At 69.0% G+C, this 20,063-nt stretch carries 12 protein-coding genes; 2 read left to right on the forward strand and 10 right to left on the reverse strand.

The genetic code is table 11. The features are described from left to right. Positions 1–6: 6 nt before the first annotated feature. The 7 genes from Pflav_RS08190 to Pflav_RS08220 all read right to left on the reverse strand — a co-directional run bounded on the left by Pflav_RS08190 (position 7) and on the right by Pflav_RS08220 (position 6,929). Positions 7–873 carry an ABC transporter permease gene (locus tag Pflav_RS08190; protein ID WP_232071087.1) on the reverse strand — a complete coding sequence of 289 codons (867 nt, stop codon included), beginning with the start codon at positions 871–873 and terminating at the stop codon, positions 7–9. 444 nt (positions 874–1,317) lie between these two features. Next, the gene (locus tag Pflav_RS08195; protein ID WP_173035026.1) at positions 1,318–3,327 is read right to left on the reverse strand and encodes a hypothetical protein; all 2,010 of its coding nucleotides are present in this window, start codon (positions 3,325–3,327) and stop codon (positions 1,318–1,320) included. A 261-nt stretch (positions 3,328–3,588) separates the two neighbouring features. Then, positions 3,589–4,458, reverse strand: a complete 870-nt coding sequence (locus Pflav_RS08200; protein ID WP_173035028.1) for an AraC family transcriptional regulator — start codon at positions 4,456–4,458, stop codon at positions 3,589–3,591. Between the two features lie 191 nt (positions 4,459–4,649). Then, the gene (locus Pflav_RS08205) at positions 4,650–5,147 is read right to left on the reverse strand and encodes a MerR family transcriptional regulator (protein ID WP_173035030.1); all 498 of its coding nucleotides are present in this window, start codon (positions 5,145–5,147) and stop codon (positions 4,650–4,652) included. A 9-nt stretch (positions 5,148–5,156) separates the two neighbouring features. Then, positions 5,157–6,017 carry an SDR family NAD(P)-dependent oxidoreductase gene (locus Pflav_RS08210; RefSeq protein ID WP_173035032.1) on the reverse strand — a complete coding sequence of 287 codons (861 nt, stop codon included), beginning with the start codon at positions 6,015–6,017 and terminating at the stop codon, positions 5,157–5,159. A 305-nt stretch (positions 6,018–6,322) separates the two neighbouring features. Further along, positions 6,323–6,688: a hypothetical protein gene (locus tag Pflav_RS08215; protein WP_173035034.1), complete on the reverse strand. Its 366-nt coding sequence runs from the start codon at positions 6,686–6,688 to the stop codon at positions 6,323–6,325. A gap of 79 nt (positions 6,689–6,767) precedes the next feature. Next, positions 6,768–6,929 carry a hypothetical protein gene (locus Pflav_RS08220; RefSeq protein ID WP_173035036.1) on the reverse strand — a complete coding sequence of 54 codons (162 nt, stop codon included), beginning with the start codon at positions 6,927–6,929 and terminating at the stop codon, positions 6,768–6,770. Positions 6,930–7,229: 300 nt separating this feature from the next. Between Pflav_RS08220 and Pflav_RS08225 the strand changes: the two genes are divergently transcribed. Next, the gene (locus Pflav_RS08225; RefSeq protein WP_173035038.1) at positions 7,230–10,709 is read left to right on the forward strand and encodes a galactose-binding domain-containing protein; all 3,480 of its coding nucleotides are present in this window, start codon (positions 7,230–7,232) and stop codon (positions 10,707–10,709) included. 57 nt (positions 10,710–10,766) lie between these two features. On the opposite strand, the gene Pflav_RS08230 is transcribed toward Pflav_RS08225, so the two are convergent. Then, positions 10,767–13,898, reverse strand: a complete 3,132-nt coding sequence (locus Pflav_RS08230; RefSeq protein WP_173035040.1) for an RCC1 domain-containing protein — start codon at positions 13,896–13,898, stop codon at positions 10,767–10,769. A 645-nt stretch (positions 13,899–14,543) separates the two neighbouring features. Between Pflav_RS08230 and Pflav_RS08235 the strand changes: the two genes are divergently transcribed. After that, the gene (locus Pflav_RS08235) at positions 14,544–16,175 is read left to right on the forward strand and encodes a proprotein convertase P-domain-containing protein (RefSeq protein WP_173035042.1); all 1,632 of its coding nucleotides are present in this window, start codon (positions 14,544–14,546) and stop codon (positions 16,173–16,175) included. Positions 16,176–16,255: 80 nt separating this feature from the next. Here the strand turns inward: Pflav_RS08235 and Pflav_RS08240 are convergent, their stop codons facing one another. After that, positions 16,256–16,765 carry a trypco2 family protein gene (locus Pflav_RS08240; RefSeq protein ID WP_173035044.1) on the reverse strand — a complete coding sequence of 170 codons (510 nt, stop codon included), beginning with the start codon at positions 16,763–16,765 and terminating at the stop codon, positions 16,256–16,258. Between the two features lie 12 nt (positions 16,766–16,777). Next, positions 16,778–19,738 carry a CHAT domain-containing protein gene (locus tag Pflav_RS08245; protein WP_173035061.1) on the reverse strand — a complete coding sequence of 987 codons (2,961 nt, stop codon included), beginning with the start codon at positions 19,736–19,738 and terminating at the stop codon, positions 16,778–16,780. Positions 19,739–20,063: the final 325 nt, after the last annotated feature.

Below are 20,063 nucleotides of genomic sequence, written 5' to 3' on the forward strand. Positions count from 1 at the left end.
GGCGGTTCAGGAAGTGGTGAGCGGCACGCCGGAGCGCCGGCTGGCATGCCACGGGATCAGCAGCGCCTCGGCGACCTCGACGAGCATGAAGAGCACGATGCCGATCAGCGACATGAGGATGAGGTCGGCGAAGAGCAGCGCGGCGTCGAGATTGCCGTTGGCCACCAGCAGCACATAGCCGAGGCCCTTGTCGGCGCCGACGAACTCGCCCACCACCGCGCCGACGACCGCGAGGGTGACGGCCACCTTCAGGCCGGACATCAGGTGCGGCAGCGCGTTCGGAAAACGGATCTTGCGGAACGTCCGCCACGGGCCGGCGCCCATGGTGGCGGAGAGCTCGATGAGCTCGGGATCGGTGGAACGCAGGCCCGCGACACCGGAGATGACCACCGGGAAGAACGCGATGAGCACCGCCAGCACGATCTTCGGCGTGAAGCCCACTCCGAACCACACGACGAGCAGCGGTGCGATCGCGATTTTCGGGATGACCTGGGCGAAGAGCACTATCGGGTAGATCGCCTTCTCCATCGTGCGGGAGTAGGCGATCAGGATCGCGGTGCCGAGTCCGAGCAGCGCCGCCAGGACGAAGCCGATGACGGTCTCGTAGAGCGTGACGAACGTGTTCCGGAGCAGGAACGACCACTCGTCGGTCATCTTGGCCGCGACCTGGGCGGGGGTCGGCACGAGATAGTTCGCCACGTACTCGCGCTCCGCCACGAACCACCAGGCCGCGAAGACCGCGCCGAGCAGGAGGGCGGGCCGCCACAGGGCCTCGACCAGCCGGACGAGTCGGGTGCCGGGTCGCGGTGGCGCGCTGGGCACCTGTCGGGCGCCGCGCGGCGTGAGCTGCCGGTCGACGATCTGCTCGGACACGACCACTCCCTTCTCGCCGCCAGGGTCGGCGCCCGTCCGTGGTCCCCGCTAGGCGCGGTGGGACGTGCGCGAACACCGGCCGCGGTGGCGAGCGGTGTCTCGCCTGGCGGGCTAGGAAAGCGTGTTCCCGCGTGCTTCCAGATTGTTTCCAACGATGTACTTCAAAGTCAATGAGATCTCGCAATAGCTTTTGATCAAACAGACAAAAGCTTCGTCGCGCCCACCTCCTACCCCTCGCCCGGCAGCGACCCCGGGTCGGGGTTGGGCTTGGACCGCGGACCTGGCAGCGCAGGTCGGGGATCTCGGCGAGCGCCAGCGAGCCGCCGACCTGCGCGGTGCCCGCGGGAGCATACGGTCAGCGACTGACGCGGACCGGGGCAAATACCCGTCTCAAGAAATCGAATGTGACCCCGACCCTGAAAGATCTCTAGTTGAGGTTCACGATCAGGCGGCAGGCCCAGACGCCGTCTTCGAGGCTTCTCGCTCGATTGCTTCCACGGTGGAGCGGGCCGCGGCGCGGAAGGTGTCGTCGCGGTGGCCGAGCCCGCGCCGGGTGGCGCTGTCGAAGTCGTCGACGAACGGGCACCACGGGTGCTCCGCGATCGCCCGCAGCTCGGGCAGCGCCTCGCTGGCGGCCGCGCCCATCGCGGCCAGCAGGTCGAAGGAATCGGGCCAGCGAAAGCCGGGCGGCCGCGATGTGACCTCCTTCAGCAGCGGTGACACGAGCCCCTCGCCGTCGCCGGTCAAGCGCCAGATCGCCTGCGCGGCGGGCACCCGGCAGCGCGACGTGGGGTCGGCGAGCAGCGGCCGCAACAGAGGTACGAGTGACGCGTCGCCGAGCTCGCCGGCCAGCGCGGCGGCCTCGTGTGCGGGGTAGCGCGGGCGCTGCTGGCGGAGCTGGCCGGCCGCGAGTTCCAGCACCCGCCGTACCGTCGGCGCGGCCTCGGCCGGGTCGCCGGTCCACCGCCACAGAGCGCGGGCCAGCCCGATGTCGTCCTGACCGGCGGCGACCAGCTCGCGTATCTGCGGCAGCAGCACCCGGCCGTGTTCACCGAGCGCGTCGAGCAACGGCACCACGTCGGCTGTGCTCAGCATTGCCCGCGCGGCTTCCAGGGCCGGCCCAGGGTCGCCGCTGATGCGCAGGATCGCGATGCGTTCGTCCACTGTCGAGCCCAGCAACGGCAGCGCGTCGGCGGCGGCCGGGCCGATCGCGGCCAGCGCCGGCAGGACGAGATGCCGCCCGTACTCATCGATAAGCCGCGGTACCAGCGGGGCCGCCGCCGGCCCCCACGCCGCGAGCAGCCGCCGGATGTGGTTGTCCCAGTCCTGGGCCCGGGTGCCGAGCAGCGCCTCGACGAGGGCGGGGTCGGCCGGCACCTCGATGCCGGCGAGTACGTCGAGGACGTTGGCGGGCGTGACGAGGTCGCGCCACCTCGGGTCGCCAAGCTGTAGCAGCGCGGACGCCGACCGTGTGCTCGCGGAGCCGGCGAGCGCGTCCGCGGCCGGCCGGGCCGCCTCACCCGCCTCGTGCAGCGCCGCCGCGGCGAGGTCGCGCACCTCGACCGACTGGTCAGTCAGCGCGGCGGCCAGCACCGGCACCAACGCCGGGCGGCTGGTCCGCTGCACCCGCATCACCCACACCGACGCTTTTGCCGCCCGCTGACGCACCGATGTGGACGCTGACGCCAGCAGCACCGTGAGGACCCGCGCGGCGTCGGTGTCGCGCTTGCTGATGCCGGTGACGAGGTCCTCGAGCGGGCTCCCGGCCCAGCCCCACCACCAGCACGACTCCAGCGGCTCGCCGTCGGCCCACCCGGCCCGTACCGTCTCGGTGGCCTCGTCCGACCAGGGCAGCTCCGACCGCGCGAGCAGGATCGCTGCGGCGGCCCGTACCGGCATCGGCTCTCGTGCCGCCAGCGCCGCTGTGACCAGGTCGGACTTCGGCTCCAGCCATTGTGTCGCGGCGAGCAGGCGCGCTTTGGCCTGCGGCTCGTCCTCGACGGCGAGCCGGGCACGTAGCGCAGGCAGGCTGGCCTTCTTGCGCTTCGGGCACTGCGACAGCGCGAAGGCCACGCCCGCCCGTACCTCCGGATCCGGGTCGCCGAGCAGGGGCAGCAGCCGGTCGACCTCCGCGCTGACGGCGGCCCGGACGGCCGCGATGTGTCTGGTGCGCTGGTTGTTGTACGCGGCCATCTGGCCGAGCAGCCAGGCCAGCCCACCTCTGTGGTGCGTGCCGCCGCTGACCAGCAGCTCAGCCAGGAAGGGCACGACCGGAGCCGACACGGAGTAGGTGGTGCCCTGGTGGCAGGCCATCCCCTCGATCTGCCGCCGTGCCTTGCCGGCAGCCTCGGCGTCCGGCCCGCTCAGCGCCCGCAGCAGGTCGGGCACCTCCCCGGCCGGCCCGTACGCCCCGTGCAGCGCCGTCCAGTCCACCGCGTCGAGTCCGTCAAGCATGCGCGCGAATGTAACTCAGTACTGCGACAGTGCCCGACGAAGGACCTTTCAGGATAGGAAGGCGCCGTACGGGCCGTTCAGGATGCGATCCTTCTGCGTCTGGCTGAAGTGGGTGTTCGGATAGTTGTAGAAGGACGCGGACATCGGCGTGCCGTCGGTGGAAGTCGAGTCGGGCAGGCCGAATGCGTGGCCAGGCGCCGGCCCGACTCCCAGCGAGGAGGCGGGCCGGATCCTTGAGGCTGTTGGATTGGTGCAGGTCCGTCAGACCGGTTCGACGGGTAGCCACAGCTCGCAGGTGGCGGTGCTGAAGTCGTCCGTGTGATCGAGTACCGCGACGATCGAGGGGCCTGGCCGCAGCCGCCACGGGTTGGAGGGGAACCACTCGGTCGCGGTCGCGGCCCAGGTCTCCTGGAGGGTCTGCGGGTGGGGTCCGGCGGTGCGGAAGATCGCCCACCTGCCGGCCGGTACCTCGATGGCGTCGAGGTCGTCGGGGGCCGGCGTGTCCTGAGAGACAGCGACCCCGTGCAGGTAGGTCAGTTCGCTCCCCTCGGTGCCGTCGGGGTCGACGTCGTCGCTGACTTGCAGCAGGCCCATCGGCTCGGTGTCGCTGAGGGCCTTCAGTCGGACATGCTCGTCCTGCGGCAGTGCGGTGATGTGCTGCTGGATGTGCGGGTTGATGCCCTGGTGGATGAGCGGGACCCGGGCTGCGTGTCCGACGAGCCGGAACGCGGGGCGGTCGACGATGTGGGTGTCCATGGGGATGCTCCCTTCGACGGTCAGGCGGAACCTGAGCTGCGGTTGTGTGCGAAGGGGGCCTCCATTGCGGCGTACGTCACCGGGATTGGCGCCGTGGACCGCGCGGAACGCTCGTCCGAACGCCTCGGTCGAGCTGTATCCGTGCCGGACGGCGATGCTCAGCAGATCGTCCTCGCCCCGGACGACGCCGGCGGCGGCGACGGTCATGCGGCGCCGGCGCACGTACTCCGACAGCGGCATGCCGGCCAACGACGAGAACATCCGGCGCAGGTGGTACTCGGTCGTGCCAAGCGCCCTGGCCAATGCGATGACGTCGAACTCCTCGCCGAGGTGCTCTTCGACCAGATCGACAAGCCGGTTGAGTGCCGAGATCATGAGGCCTCCTATCGACGTCAACTCTGGCGGACGACAACCCGGCCGTGCCCGACCGCCGCGATCCGATCCGATCATCCGAACACGCCTGAACTGACGCGGAGCTGACGCAGGCTCATGCCGCGGACAGCGCCGCGCACTGTCATGCCTAATGCAGTGCAGGCGTCATCGGCACGGTTCGCGCGGGCCGGGCCCTACAGTTCGGTGGCGGTGTCGAGGGCCGCAGCGTCTGGTCCGGTCGAGCCGCCATACGTGGCGATCTTGTACTCGGTCGCCGCCAGGGAGAGGGTCAGCTCACGAATCCGGCGACGGATGATGTCGCGATGTTCAAGCAGCATGTCGAGCCGCTCGGGCACCGTGTCCTGCCCGGCGTCCACGAGCGAAATGTAGTGCTGTAGGTCGCGCATCGGCATCCCGGACAGCCGCATCCTGGTGAGGAACACCAGGCGCCGCACCGCCTCGGCGTCGTAGACGCGATGACCGTAGCGATCGCGGGCCACCTCGACCAGCCCGGCCCGCTCGTAGTAGCGCAGCGTGTGAGGCGTGATGTCGAGGAGGTCGGCGACCTCGGCGATCGTCATCGGCTCAGGGACGTCGGCCAGGTCGGTGAGGCGGCGGATCACCTCGACCGACAGCGGGCCGTCATCCCCAACCAATGCCAGGGCCCTGGTCATCAGATCGTCAGTGGCCATGACATCACCCTAGATCGGCCGGACCGACGCCGGGACGCCGTCGAAGTCGGCGCTGCGGGCAGTCTCGGCCCACCGCTCGACCTCGTCCAGACCACGCCGGTACACGCCCGAGATACGCTCGACCGCTTCGCGCCCGAGCGGCAGGCGCAGCGGCACCTCGTCGCTGTGCGCGAGGGACACGATGATCTCGGCCGCCCGCGTTGGGTCACCTTCCTGGCGGCCGTCGGTCCCGGCCATGTCCGCGCGGACGGCGGCGAGCAGGTCACGGTAGGTTTCGGACGCCTCGGTGAATTCGAGCACGTCGGCGGCGTTGAAGTCGGTCCGGAACCGGCTTGGTTCGACGATCATCACGCGGATCCCGAACGGTGCGACCTCCCCAGCCAGGGCCTCGGACCAGCCTTCGAGGGCGAACTTCGACGCGGAGTAGGCCGATACGCCGGGAAACGACATCCGCCCGCCCTGGCTGCTCATCTGCACGATCATCCCGGCGCCCCGGGTACGCATCGCGGGCAGCGCCGCACGCACGAGCGCGGCCGGGCCGAACAGGTGCAGATCCATCAGCTCGCGGAGCTGCGCGTCGCTGACCTCCTCGACCGCTCCGACCACAGCCCGGCCCGCGTTGTTGACGAGAACGTCGAGCTGACCGAAGCGGTCGAGGGTGGCCCGCACGAGCGACGCCGCCGCCGCGATGTCTCGGGCGTCGAAGCTTGCGATCAGAAAGTTGTCGGGGTATTTGGCCGCCAGGTCGGCCACGCTGTCCGGCCGGCGTACCGCCGCCACCACCTGGTCGCCCGCGGCGAGCGCCGACTCCGCCAGTGCTCGCCCGAAACCGCGGGACGCTCCGGTGATGATCCAGGTCTGTGTCGTCATGGCGGCGACGCTATGGCTTTGAGCGCGCGCGAACGCAAACCCGCTGTGACGCAAATCCTCTGGTCGGCCGTAAGGAGCAGTGTCTGCCCTGCGTCTTGGGCAGCGTTCGAAGAGTCTGTCCAAGGTCGTCCAAGGTCGTCCAGATTGGCCTACCGACGGTGCCCTCGCATTCATACTCGCCCCATCGAGGGACATCGACATTTGGAGGACACTGTGCGTCTACTCCGCTCACTGAGAACCAGTAGGTGATTCTCGTGGCCGATCGTCCCGACTGGAAGTCCGCGCTGGACGGCCTGGTGGTCGAGTCAGCTGTCGGTGACGTGGGCCCGGATCGCTGGGGTGAGTTCGTCGAGGACTGCGGCGACGGCATGGACCAGAGCTTCGCCGTCCGGCTTGCCCTCGACTGCCCAGACCTCCCGGTCTTCCTCATCAACCTGCGTCACCCCGTCAACCGCTGTCAGCGCCGCGTGGATCCGTTGGCGTAGCTGGCTTTCCAGTGGCTCGCTGCGCACGAATTCGGCGGCGGCCACCGTCACCATCCAGGGCCAACCACGCTGTGGAAGAAGCACGCTGACGCCGCGCACGTCGGGATCGTCGGTGTCCAGGGTCCACTCCTCGACACCGTCGACGAGGTGGTCCGGACGTCTGCGGACGGCATCGGGCACGATCATCAGCCTAGCGTGACCAGTTCGCCGTCGACGGGGGCGGCGAAAAGGCCCTCGTTGGTGTTGGCGGCGTGCAGGTCCGACCTTACCGAGCGGGGCCGTGGTACTTGATGCCTAGCGACGGGCGGGCCAGGGCGGCGACCGTGCGGTCGTCGCCCTCGTGCCAGCCGAGGTACGCCTGCTTGGTACCGCCGACCCAGCCCCAGCCGACCCGGCGGGGCGTGGTGCCGACCGCTCCATCAGCCACCGGCGTGCCGCCGTGTGCAAGGTCGATGAGTCCACGTCACAGAATCCCACGACCGCCGGGCATCGATCGTGGACTTTTCGAGTCTTCAATCAAAGTTGCAGATATGTCGACGGAACATCTGGACACGACGACAAAAGTCTCTTAGCGTGTCGGTCACGACATCGGTCTTCGGCGATGCCATGTCGGTCGCAACAAAGATCCACGTTTCCCTCCGGTGGGTGACGGTGACGGTGTCTTGACAACGTTGTCCCTGGTCAGGCCTTGCTGCCGTCGCCCCACCTTCCCGCTCAAGGAGAAGCGATGGGCACTTGGCAGCGATGGCGGCGTGGCCGCCACGCGAGCAGATCCGTCGTCATGGCGTTGGCCGTGGCGTTGACGGTCACCTTCGTTCCAACCCCGGCGCAGGCGGCTCCGCCACCACAGGAGCCGGGCGTGACACTGCGGGTCTACGACGTGCAGACACCACTCAACGAGATCTGCGCCCTCAAGTCGGGCCAGACCCCCAACGTCGACAAGCTGATGTCCACAGTCAACTGGTCGGCGGTCGCTGACTTCGGCTTCGACAACTTCTTCGTCGCCCACGTCCTCGGCTACGTCAACATCAGCACGGCCGGCAGCTACACGTTCCGGCTGACCAGCGACGACGGCTCGCGGCTGCTGATCGACGACACCCTGGTCATCAACCACGACGGCCTACACGGTCCCACGCCGATGGAAGGCTCGATCAACCTCACCGCCGGCTACCACGCATTGCGGATCGAGCACTTCGAGCGGGACGGCGGGCAGCAGCTCACCCTGGACTGGCGGCCCCCGGGCGCGTCGGCGTTCACTCTTGTGCCCAACTCGGTGCTCAGCACCGACGCCGGTGTCGTGCGGGTGACTGCCCCAGGCCGCAAGGAGTGCGAAGGCGCCGGCGACTCCCCGGGCGACGGCCTCCAGCTCACCGGTGTGCATCCCGGCTACACCCTGACCAACCTGCGACCCGGCACCTTCCAGCCGAAGGTGACTGGAATGGACTGGCTGCCGGACGGCCGCCTCGTCATCAGCACCTGGGGTGGCAGCGACGACTCCGGTACCTCGCAGGCCGGCGAGGTGTGGATCCTCGGCAACACCGGTGGCAACACCAGCCCGGGCAACGTGACAACGAAGCGGATCGGCAGCGCCCTCAAGGAACCCATGGGCCTGAAGATCGTCGACGGCACCGTCTACGTCACCGAGAAGCAACGGCTCACCGCGCTTGTCGACACCAACGGCGACGAGGTGGCCGACCGGTACGACACGATCGCCACCTGGCCGTACGGCGGTACATTCCACGAGTTCGCGTTCGGCCTGCTGTACAAGGATGGGTTCTTCTACATCAACCTCTCGGTGGGCATCGACTACGGTGGCAACACGTCCAACCCGCAGCCCGCGCCGAACCGGGGAACCACCATCAAAGTCAACCGGTCGAACGGCGCGGTGTCCTATGTGGCCGGTGGGCTGCGCACGCCGCACGGCATCGGCTGGGGACCGGAGGACGGCATCTTCGTCACCGACAACCAGGGTGGCTGGCTGCCGTCGTCGAAGCTGCTGCACATCAAGCAGGACCGGTTCTTCAACCACTACATGAACCCGGCGGGTCCTTTCGACACGAGGCCGCCGACCACGCCGGTGCTGTGGATGCCGCAAAACGAGATCGCCAACTCGCCAAGCACGCCGGTGCTCATGCCGACCGGCACCTTCGCGGGGCAGCTCGTGATCGGTGACGTCACCTACGGCGGCCTGCAGCGGGCGTTCCTGGAGAAGGTCAACGGCGAGTACCAGGGCGCCCTGTTCCGGATGACCCAGGGCCTGGAGGCCGGCGTCTCGGAGGTCAACCTCGGCCCCGACGGCGCCATCTACGTCGGCGGGCTCGGCGCGGGCGGCAACTGGGGCCAGACTGGCAAGCTGAGCTACGGCCTGCAGAAGCTGACTCCCAACGGCAGCAACCCCTTCGACATGCTCGCGATGCGGGCGCTGCCCAACGGGTTCGAAATCGAGTACACCCAGCCGCTGTCGGCCGCGACGGCCACCGCCCTGGCCACCAAATACCGGGTCAAGCAGTGGCGCTACGTGCCGACCGCGGCCTACGGCGGCCCGAAGGTCGACGAGGAGACCCTCGCTGTCAGCTCGGCCACACTGTCGGCGGACGGCAAGAAGGTCACGCTGGCCATCAACGGACTCAAGGCCGGGCGGGTGGTCCACATCAGATCGCCCAAACCGTTCAGCGCCGCCAACGGGCAGTCGCTGTGGAGCACCGAGGTCTGGTACACGCTCAACGCCATCCCGGGGCAGCAGGCCGTCACCAACCTGGCGCTGGGGAAGCCGGCGACGGCCGACAGTTCCTGCGCGACGTCCGAAGGCCCGGAGAAGGCGGTCAACGGCACGGCCACCGGCGGCAACCTGGACAAGTGGTGCTCGCTTGGCGCGAACAAGTGGCTGCAAGTCGACCTCGGTTCGGCGCAGACGGTCAGCCAGTTTGTCGTCAAGCACGCCGGTGCCGGCGGTGAGAACACTGCCTGGAACACGCGCGATTTCACTATCCAGATCAGTACCAACGGCACTACCTGGTCGACAGTCGCCACCGTCACCGGCAACACTGCCAGCACCACCACACACAACATCACCGCCACGCAGGCCAGATACCTGCGGCTCAACATCACCGCACCGACAAACACCACCGACGCCGCCGCACGGATCTACGAGTTCGAGGCGTACGGCACCGCGGCACCACCATCGGTCAACCTGGCCCTTGGCAAGCCGGCGACCGCGGACAGCTCGTGCAGCGCGAGCGAGGGTCCGGCTCAGGCGGTCAACGGCAGCACCACCGGTGGAAACAGCGACAAGTGGTGCTCGGGCGGCGCGACGAAGTGGCTTCAGGTCGACCTCGGTTCGGCGCAGACGGTCAGCCAATTTGTCGTCAAGCACGCTGGCGCCGGCGGTGAGAACACTGCCTGGAACACGCGCGATTTCACCATCCAGGTCAGTACCAACGGCACCACCTGGTCGACAGTCGCCACCGTCACCGGCAACACTGCCAACACCACCACACACAACATCACCGCCACACAAGCCAGATACCTGCGGCTCAACATCACCGCACCGACAAACACCACCACCGATACGGCCGCACGCATCTACGAGTTCGAGGCGTACGGCACCGGCTCGAACCCCGGGCGCGTGGTCCTGTTCGACGGATCCAACATGAACAACTTCGTCGGCAGCAACGGTGGCGCGGTGACTTGGCCGCTGGGCAACGGCGGAGTGGAGGTGCTCGGCGGTGACATCCGTAGCCGGCAGAGCTTCGGCGACTTCCGGCTCCACATCGAGTTCTGGGAGCCCAACCTGCCGGCGAACGTTACCGGGCAGGCCCGCGGCAACAGCGGGATCTACCTACAGGACCGGTACGAGCTACAGGTGCTGGACTCGTGGGGTGACACCACCCTGGCCAACGACGAGTGCGGCTCCATCTACGGCAAGCTCGCGCCGTCGGCCAACGCCGCGACCGCGCCAGAAACTTGGCAAACCTACGACGTCACTTTCCGCGCCGCCCGCTTCAACGCCTCGGGTGTCAAGACCGAGAACGCCCGCGTCACGGTCGTGTGGAACGGCGTCACCGTGCACAACAACGTCCAGATCGACGGGCCGACCGGCAACGGCGCGCCGGAAGGGCCGTCCGTGGGTCCGATCCGGTTGCAGGACCACGGCGATCCAGGCGCGAACGTGTTCTACCGCAACATCTGGGTCGAGCCGATGACCTGACGCGGTAGCGGGGCCGCCGTGCGCGGCGGCCCCGCTACCTTGGGTCATGGTCAGGGACTAACCGGCGCAGTTGAGGCCGGCGTACTGGACGGTGTAGACCGTGGTCACGGCCTTGCCGTCCACGGTCCCGGTCGCCCGGACAGTGGCCGAGCCCGCCGCGACCGAAGCAGCCCGGGTAGTGAACGACTGGTAGGCGTTCGCACCCGGGGCCACGTTCGCGACGGACCGCTCGCCGTACGCGGTCTTCAGGTCGATGCTCATCGGGCTGTCGTGGTCGTTACGGGCCTGGACCGCGACGTACGCCTTGCCGGCCAGGCACCGCGGCGTGGCGGTCACCGTGGCCGCGAGGAAGTCCGCGATCGTGAACGTGTCGGTGTACGCCTTGCGAATCGGGCGGGCAAGGTCCTTGGCCGCGGTGGGCCCGTAGAGCGGCGCGTCACCGGTGTCGCTCACAATCTCGACCTTCGCGCCGCCTGCGATCCGGTCGGGCATGATGCTGATCGCCTCCCACGCACCGCCGACCCGGGCGTCGATCGTGGGCAGGACCTGGTTGAACACCGGGGCCGCGGCCGGGTCGCCGTTCCACATGTAGAGCGCCCACGTGTCGTTCCCCAGGCCAGGGCCGGCCGAGATGAGGTACTCGTCGTGCGCGTTCTTGCGGATGTCACGGATCGTGCGTCCGCCCAGGTCGAGCAGGATCGGCGCGCCGAACTGCGGCTGGGGCGCGGTCCCGGCCACGAGGGTGTCGAAGTTCGTGACCGGCACGATAAGCGCGCGTTCGGTGCCGTCGACCGTGATCGACGGCGCCCGGAAGCTGAGGTATGCCGTGCTGGTCGAGCCGGGCGCGAACGCGAAGCCCTCGATGTTGAAGCCGTTCGGCGGGTTCGGCTGGACGCCGCTCCTGGCGCCCGCGACGAACTTCAGGCGGTTGGCTCCCAGCCCGTGGCCGTTGCCGGAGTCCCAGGCCAGCAGGGCGCTGAACAACGACGAGGGAGTGGCCGGCAGGACCGAGGCCAGCGTGAGCTCGGTGTTCGCCCCGGAGCCGGTCACCGTGGTGGTGAAGGTGGTCTGGCGCTCCACACGGGACTCGCCGTCGCGGTTGTTGCCGTACGACCCGATCCAGTAGACCAGATCGCCCACCCGGGCCGCGCTCTCGATGTCGAGCTCGCGTCCGCCGGGCACCGCGGCGAAGTCGTACTCCTTGACCGGGTTGCCGCTCTGGCCAGCCTTGTAGAGCTTGATGATCTCGTGCTCGTCGTCGGCCACCAGGATGTACCCGTCACCCGCGTCCACGGCGGCCGACGCGTCCGCGTCGCCGTAGTAGTACGTCGCCGTCGGCGAGGCCACGGCCAGGGAGGCGTAGTACTGTACCTGGACCTGGCCGGTGTTTCCGTCCGGGTCTCTGGCCGTGAACGTCAGCGCCGCCCCGTTGATCCGGTCAGCCGTGGCGGGTTCGATCCGTACGGTGCGGGTCGCTCCGGTACCGGTGATCGTGATCCGGTCGGCGGGGACCTGCGCGCTGTTGGACGACACCGTCAGCGTGACGTCCTCCAGGGGGTTGTCGCCGTCGGTCAGCGTCAGGGTCAGGTCCGCGTTCTCCTGCGTGCCGAGCGTCGTGGCGACCTGGGTGCGGTTCGCGGTGAGCCTCGGCTTCGGGGAGAGCCCGAAATCCGCCGTGACCGGCTGGGAGGTCGACGCGAGGAAGTACAGCGGCCGGTCCGGCGTGAACTCCGCGACGAGCTGCTTGCTGCCCGACGCCGTGACGGTCGCCGTGACCTGCGCGGTCCCGCCGGCGAGCGTCCCGGTGGTGCCGAGCGCGCTGCCGGTGGCCGAGTCCCGCAGCCGCACGGTGCCGGCGGCGGTGGCGGGGGAGACCGTGACGGTCGCGGTGAACGGGACATCCGCCCGCAGGTTGCCAGGAAGGCTCAACGTCGTGCTCGTCGGCTCGGCAACGATGGAGCCGGCGTCGAAGACCGCCGCCGTCGGCGCGAGCCGGACGCCCCGGCCGCCGTTACCGACCTGCCCCTGGCCGTTCGAACCCCACGCGTAGACCTTCGCGTCGGAGCCGAGGGCCACGGCCGTGGCGCCTCTGCCCGCGACCGTGGTCAGCTTGACCCCGTCGGGGATCTCGCCCTGCACGCTGGGTGTCAGCCTCGACGAACCGTCGCTCGCTCCGTTGCCGAGCTCGCCGGCGGAACCCTGGCCGCATCCGTAGGTCTTGCCATCGTCACCGAGCGCGAGCACCGTGCCTTCAAGGGCCGTGACCTGCACCAGGCGCACCCCCTCCGGCAGCGCACCCGTCGCGGCGACCGGAGTCGCCTGCTTCGTCTGGAAAGTGCCGACGCACAGCTGGCCGTACGAGCCCTCGCCCCAGCCGTAGAGCTTGCCGTCGTCGCCCAGAGCCGCGTTGAAGTAGCTGCCGCCGCCGACCTTGACCAGCTTCACCCCGGCCGGGATCTGCCCCTGCGGGATGGCGACCGGCGCCTGGGCCACGGTCACATTGCCCAACTGGCCGTTGGCGGCATTGCCACCCCATCCGTACGCCATGCCGTCGTCGCCCAACACGACCACGGTGCTGGCGCCGGCAGCGACGTCGACGAGCTTCACACCCGCGGGAATCACGCCCCGCGCGATCGGCCCCGGCGTCCGCCGGGCGACGGTGGAGCTGTCCCCGTCGCCGAGTGCGTTGAAGCTGTCCGAGCCCCAGGAGTAGAGCCAGCCGTCGTCGCCCAGGGCGTACAGCGTCGAGGCGCCCGCCGCGACTTTGACGATCTTCACGCCTTCCGGGATGGCGCCCTGCACGACCGGCCCGGGCACGTTCCGCTGGGTCGTGGTGCCGTCGCCCAGCTGGCCGTTGGAGTTCCAACCCCACGTGTAGACCTTGCCGTCGTCACCAACCGCCACGGAGGTGTACGACGACGTGATCTGGACGATCCGAACGCCCTCGGGGATGGTGCCCCGCTGCACCTGGACCGGCGTCGGCGCCTGCGTGGTCGTACCGTCACCGACCTGACCGAAGTTGTTCTGCCCCCAGGCGAACACCGCACCGTCGCTGCGGAGCGCCATCGTGTTGACGCTACTGGACGAGACCTGGGTGAAGGTCCACGACGACGCCGGGGGCTCCTCGGCGGCGGATGCCACGCTGACCCCCGCGGCGGGGGAGACCACGACCGCGACGGCGGCGAGCATCGCCGCCCACCGTCTTCTGGGACCGCGTCCTAGAACGTTCCATCGATGGCTAACGGCGTCATTTCGACCAGGAAACACTATGCCTCCACACCAAGGGGGAAGGGGGTCCAGCCGCACGCTCAGCGTCGGGTGACACCACCCCGCGACAGCCTCGATGATCTTGAACCCGCGTGGCCGCCAGAGACGATTACGGCGAACACTGCCCGAACAAGGTGCGACCAGACACCGCCGGCGAACTGCGATTTGGGTGCAGGGAGGTCGGGTCGCATTGATACACGAAAACGTAGACCACTTCCCGACGTCGGGCCGTATCCGCAGACAGGGCCTGTTGTCAAATCTTCCTACATTGCCAGGTGTTTGGTTCCTCACTTAGGTTTTTGCCGACCCGGAGAACCCGGGGAAATCCAAGGAGGAGCACGTGAAACAAGCATGGGGTGCCGTGGCCCGGGGAGCGATTGTCGCATTCCTCGGCGTGGCGTTCGGCTGTCTTGCCGCCGCGCCCGCCTACGCGAACACATTGGCCGGCACCGAAGCCAATAGCCCGGCCGGTAACCCCGTCGGCAGTGCCGCCACCGACCCGGCCGACGGCGGGATGTCGCCCCAGGTGGTCGGGGGACCCGGGCGGCGCAGGGTGAGTTTCCATGGATGGTGCGTCTGTCCATGGGATGTGGGGGAGCGATGTACACCCCGACTCTCGTCCTCACCGCGGCGCATTGCGTGGACAACCTCGGCACCGGACCCAACACCTCCGTCGGCGTAACGTGGGGCGTGGTCGACCTTCAGGACCCCGCGCGCACCACCCGCACCTCCAACTACATCCACATCGCGCCGGGCTACAACGGCAACGGCCGGGACTGGGCGCTCATCCGCATCTCCCAGCCGATCGACAGCCCCCTGCTCAAGCTCGCGACCGACACCTCGCTGCACAGCGGCAACTTCACCGTCGCCGGGTGGGGCGCGGCGACGCAGGGCGGGCCGCAGCAGCGGTTCCTGCTCAAGGCCGACGTCCCGTTCATCACCGACACCCAGTGCGCCAGCGCCGGCGGCGCGTACTCCGGGCTGATCTTCGACCAGGAGATCTGCGCTGGTAACTGGGCAAGCGGCGGCGTCGACACGTGCCAGGGTGACTCCGGTGGCCCGATGTTCAAACGCAACGCGGCCAACGAGTGGATCCAAGTCGGCATCACCAGCTGGGGCATCGGCTGTGCGCAGCCCGGGAATCCGGGTGTCTACACCGAGGTTCGCTACTTTGCCAACGACATCTGCTCGGCCGCGGCGTCGCTGGGCGGTTGCCAGTCCAGTAACGGCATGGCGGTCGGCAACCCCGGCAACCAGACGAGCACCGTCGGCACCGCCGTCTCTCCGGTCAACCACACCGCCGCCGGCGGGACCGCGCCTTACACGTGGTCGGCTACCGGCTTGCCCGCCGGTTTGTCGATCAATTCTTCGACGGGACTCATTTCGGGTACCCCCACGTCCGCCGGGACCTTCTCCGTCACCGTGACGGCCAGGGACAGCGCGGTGCCGGCTAAGACGGGAAGCACGTCCTACACGTGGACGGTCAGCGCCGCGCCCACGCCCGGCTGCTCGGCCACCAACGGTACCGACGTGACGATCCCGGACGTGTCCACAGTAGAGTCCACTATCGCCATCGCGGGCTGCGCGGGCAACGCCTCGGCGACGTCCACAGTGCCGGTGAGCATCATCCACACCTACATCGGGGACCTGGTGGTCACGTTGGTGGCGCCCGATGGGACCGCCTATGTGCTGCACAACCGGACCGGTGGGTCGGCTGACAACATCAACACCACCTACACCGTGAACCTGTCCTCCGAGGCGGCCAACGGCACGTGGCGCCTGCGGGTCCAGGACGCGGCAACGGGGGATGTGGGCCGCATCGACACATGGACGCTGAACCTGGGCGGCGGCTCACCTGCCTGCGCGGGCACCAACGGCACCGACGTGGCGATCCCGGACGTGTCCACGGTCACCTCGACCATCGCCCTGTCGGGCTGTACGGGCAACGCCTCGGCGACGTCCAAGGTGACGGTGGGCATCATCCACACCTTCATCGGCGACCTGGTCGTCACGTTGGTGGCACCGGATGGGTCCGCCTATGTGCTGCACAACCGGACCGGTGGTTCGGCTGACAACATCAACACCACCTACACCGTGGACCTGTCCTCGGAGGCGCGCAACGGCACCTGGAGCCTGCGGGTCCAGGACGCGGCGACCGCCGACGTGGGCAGCATCGACTCCTGGACGCTCAGCCTGTAACCAAACAAACGATAGGCCCCGTCGCTGCGTGCGGCGGGGCCTCATCATCCCAGCCGGGCAGTAAGACGGGCCTCGTGTGGTCAGGCTAGGGCGGAGCGGACCTGGAGATGCAGTACGTGCGCTATCTCGTCATGCAGTTCGCCGTCGAGGCCGAGCGAGATGGTGCCGTCCCGGGTCACCACGAAGCTGAGATCCACGGTGGCGGCGTCCAGGTCGAGTGGGTCGTCGCCGGCGGCTGCGGCCCGCAGTACGGCACGAATGGTTTCGATCGCCTCCACGAGGGCCAGCTGGACCTCGCCGCCGCGCACCTCGACCTCTTCCTTTGTCCGTGGAACGAGGGTCACCTCGATGGTGTGTGTCTGCTCGCGGGTCACCTTCTGGCCGACCTTGATCTGGGCGCCGATCACCGGTATCCGGAGTTCCAGCGCCGCGCCCCCGGCCGCGCGTGCTACCGCGCGCAAGGTGAGCCGGACCAGCTCGACGCGCAGGTCTCCGGTCGGATGTGCGCCCGTGACGCCGGCCCGCCGCAGGGAGTTCTTGACGTCGGCGATGAGCTCGTCGACGGGCACCGAGTCGTCAGCTACGCGCATCCATCTCTCCGGTCAGTTGGGTTCGGCAGTCGCGGCGGGGTCGCCGTAGACGCTGTATGCCAACCAGGTTGGGTCCGAGCCGTCGCGACTGTTTTCGATCCGGGCCCGCCGGGTGGCCTCGCCGAGCGACAGCCCGCCGAGCAGCGCTTCGTAGAACGACACCGCGAAAGCGGCGGCGCTCGTGCTCACGACATTCCACAGTGTACCGACGAACGCGCCCGCGCCGGCCGCCATGAACTGGTTGGCCCAGCTCATCATCCGCCGGTACTCGGCGGCACCCGACGCGCTCTGGCAGGCGTTGATGAAGACGACCGGGTGTCGCTCCGCCAGGCTCTGGCGGGTGACCGCTCGCTCGAGCAGGTCTGGCACGAACGGGCCGCCGGCCATCTCGATGGACGAGCCGCCCGTGGTGCGAAAGTCGTTGTGGCATGAGAAGTGGAGGGCGCCTGCGGTCCCGGAGTTCACCAGCCGCAGCAGCGCCTCCAGCTCGCTGATGACGTCGCCGCCGTGATCAATCTGCGCGAGGAGCCGGCGGATCGCGTGAATCTCGTCGTCGGCGTTCGACGGGCGGCGGGGTGGCAGGACGAACCGTAGGTCGCCGATGCACAGGCTCCTCGTGCGTCGCTGCCGATAGACGCGCCGCAGGACGGGAAACTGCTCCACCAGGAAGCCTTCGTCCTCGCTCGCCGACAGCGGATACAGCAGCTCCCAGGGGACCGTGTCGTTGGCCGCCGCGATGCTGAAGCTGGAGATGTTCTCCCGCAGTTGCCAGAACTGTTCCTTGATGAGCTGCGGCACCATGTCGTTCCACAGGGCGATCCCGACGCCCTCCATCCATTCCCGCGCGTTACGCCCTTCGTAGCCGGACCTGCCGACCCCGAGGCGGTGCAGCGCCTCTTTGGCACGCTCCACCGCTATCCCCGGGTTGGCCGTCAGCGCTTCCGCGATGACCGGCTCGAAGATGTACGGCTCGGACAGCAGCTGGAATGTGTATCGCCCGTCGTCGAATCGCACCTGAAGGGTGACCTCGCCCGGCTCGGCGCGCAGCGGCCCCAGGGGTGCGGTGCGGCGGAGTCCGTCGACGCTGGTCCCGTCCGCGGAGGCCGAAATCTCCACGGTGAGTTCGCCGAGCAGCGTGCCGCCGATCCACGCGGTCACCACGACCTGGTGCAGCCCCACGCCGGCCACGTACAACGAGATGCGCGCCGGATCTGAGTCACCTGACGGTGGAACCCGAATGACACGCTGCCTGCCGTCCACTGCCCAGAGCCCGACGGGTGTTTCGACGATGACGGTGACGTCTGTGCCCTCAGCGGCGACGGCGAACGGCTTGAGCGCGGCGCCCCGCGAGCCCGGAGGCAAGTTGCCGCGATCGATGATCCGCACCAGCAGGCTGACCTCCGCACCGACCGGGGCGCGATCGGGCACGTCCACGGCGAGCAGCCGCTCCGGATCCGTCGGGTCGGCACGACCGCCGGACGCGGGGACGCCCGGCTGCCCGGTTTCGGTGTACACCATCTTGTCGCCGGCAATCTGGTCTCCATGGATGGCGACCATGTCGCTGAACCGGATTCGCCCCGTGCCTCGGACAGCGTGATGGCGCGCCGGCGCGCGCGGGCGCTCTGCACGGGCGCCGCGGGCCGCGGCCATGGCGGCGCCAAGGTCGTGGTCTCGGCTGGCAGCGGTCAGCAGCACCTCGCGGAGCACCATCGCTGGCTTGTCCGCGCTGCGCAACAGGCTGTGCTTCTGCCTGGTCCCGCCGCGGGCCGACGGCCGCAGCAGCGAGTCCGGCGTGGCCGTGCCGACGACGATGTCCTGGCCTGGGTCGTCGCTAGGCTCGATCCTGATCCCCACCCACCAGCTCTCGCCCGCGATGTCGACCCCACCGCTCCGGAAGGGCCGGTTCGGATCCTGAATCGCCGGCAGGTCACGCAGTGCCCTGGCTCGGGCCAGGTCGAGGACCGTCGCCGGGGTCAGCGCCTCGGCCAGTTGATCCAGAGTCTGTGCCCACTCTGCGCTCGCCGTCGCGGTGGTCACAGTGGGCGGAGACGAGTCCGTACCCGGAGTGTCGCGGACCAGGACCCGCTCGGACCAATCGCCGTCACGCTCCGCCTCGGCGAGCAGGTGCTGATGGCGCGGGCCGGCCAGCAGTGCCGCATCGCATACTGGGCAGAAGCCGCCCTCGGCGAACATGAAGACGGCGCCTGCCGCCGGATCGGGGGACGGCTCGCCGGGGACCAGGAGCCCGAGCCGCTCCACGAAGGACGCCGTGGGGGCGCCAAGCTCCTCCAGAAGCGGGGCCTGTCCAGCCGCGAGACCGCCGCCGACGAGGTCGCTGCGCTGCCGAAGCTCGCCGGCGCGGGTGCTGTCACCGGCCGCGGTCATGATGCTGGCCACCTTGAGCAGGTTGACCCTGGTCTGCTCGCGGGCTTCCACATCGTGCGGCGCGAACCGCAGCAGCCGCTGGCTCGCCGCGACCGCTCGCCGGTAGGCGTTGATCGCTCCCGCGGCACGTCCGGTCGCGAGCAGGAGGTCGGCCAACCGGCTGTACGAGGCGTTGAGGTCCCGCAACCCCTGCATGTCGTCGGGGGCCTGACGCAGATCCTGCCGTCCGACCTCGATCGCCGCCCGGTAGTACCGCTCCGCGTGGTGCAGATGTCCGACCTGCAGCAGCCGATCGCCGAGCTCGTTGTGGGCCACGCGCAAGCCGTGCCGGGTGTTGCCCGCGTCGAAGGGGCCGGACGCCCGGGAGTCGGTGCGGTACGACAGGAAAAAGTAAGGGCGGTCGGTCGCCGGGTTCGCGTCGCCGGGCGAACCGCCGCGCGCCACCGTTAGGTAGCTGCTCGTGGGGACCGTGGGCAGCCCGAGCCGGTACTGGACGTCGAGAGCAGGCAGGACGAGCCAAGCATCCTCATCCGCAGCGCTAAATGGCACCGTGCCACGCGCTTGCGAAACGAAGATCCGTTCCCGCACCGTCCGACAACCTCCGCTCCGGGTCGGCAGGCGCGCAAACTAACACAGCCGGGCAACGCACGGTAACCGGTTCACGGAGGCAGTCGTGCATCGGACACCAGGTCGCCGCCGCTATCGCTGCTGTCCCTTTGTGGACAGTGGTCCGGCCCTGGGACCTAGGAGTTCTGCCCAGTCGCCTCGGGACGCGGTCCGGTGATCGTAGGAGGGGTTCCGGTGGCGCCATCCGAGCGCTGCCACACTCCACATCGGAAGGACAGGACAGTGATCCAGCAGACGAGGTCAGCGCGATCCCGGTGGATCAGCAGCATCGCCGTGGCGGCCGGTC

Source organism: Phytohabitans flavus, from assembly GCF_011764545.1.
Lineage (GTDB): Bacteria > Actinomycetota > Actinomycetes > Mycobacteriales > Micromonosporaceae > Phytohabitans > Phytohabitans flavus.

Excerpts from the sequence above, each read along its gene's own strand:
- Pflav_RS08235 (WP_173035042.1), top strand. The coding sequence starts at position 14,544 with ATGGTGCGTCTGTCCATGGGATGTGGGGGAGCGATGTACACCCCGACT.
- Pflav_RS08195 (WP_173035026.1), bottom strand. The coding sequence starts at position 3,327 with ATGCTTGACGGACTCGACGCGGTGGACTGGACGGCGCTGCACGGGGCG.
- Pflav_RS08205 (WP_173035030.1), bottom strand. The coding sequence starts at position 5,147 with ATGGCCACTGACGATCTGATGACCAGGGCCCTGGCATTGGTTGGGGAT.
- Pflav_RS08240 (WP_173035044.1), bottom strand. The coding sequence starts at position 16,765 with ATGCGCGTAGCTGACGACTCGGTGCCCGTCGACGAGCTCATCGCCGAC.
- Pflav_RS08230 (WP_173035040.1), bottom strand. The coding sequence starts at position 13,898 with ATGCTCGCCGCCGTCGCGGTCGTGGTCTCCCCCGCCGCGGGGGTCAGC.
- Pflav_RS08200 (WP_173035028.1), bottom strand. The coding sequence starts at position 4,458 with ATGATCTCGGCACTCAACCGGCTTGTCGATCTGGTCGAAGAGCACCTC.
- Pflav_RS08225 (WP_173035038.1), top strand. The coding sequence starts at position 7,230 with ATGGGCACTTGGCAGCGATGGCGGCGTGGCCGCCACGCGAGCAGATCC.
- Pflav_RS08215 (WP_173035034.1), bottom strand. The coding sequence starts at position 6,688 with ATGATCGTGCCCGATGCCGTCCGCAGACGTCCGGACCACCTCGTCGAC.
- Pflav_RS08210 (WP_173035032.1), bottom strand. The coding sequence starts at position 6,017 with ATGACGACACAGACCTGGATCATCACCGGAGCGTCCCGCGGTTTCGGG.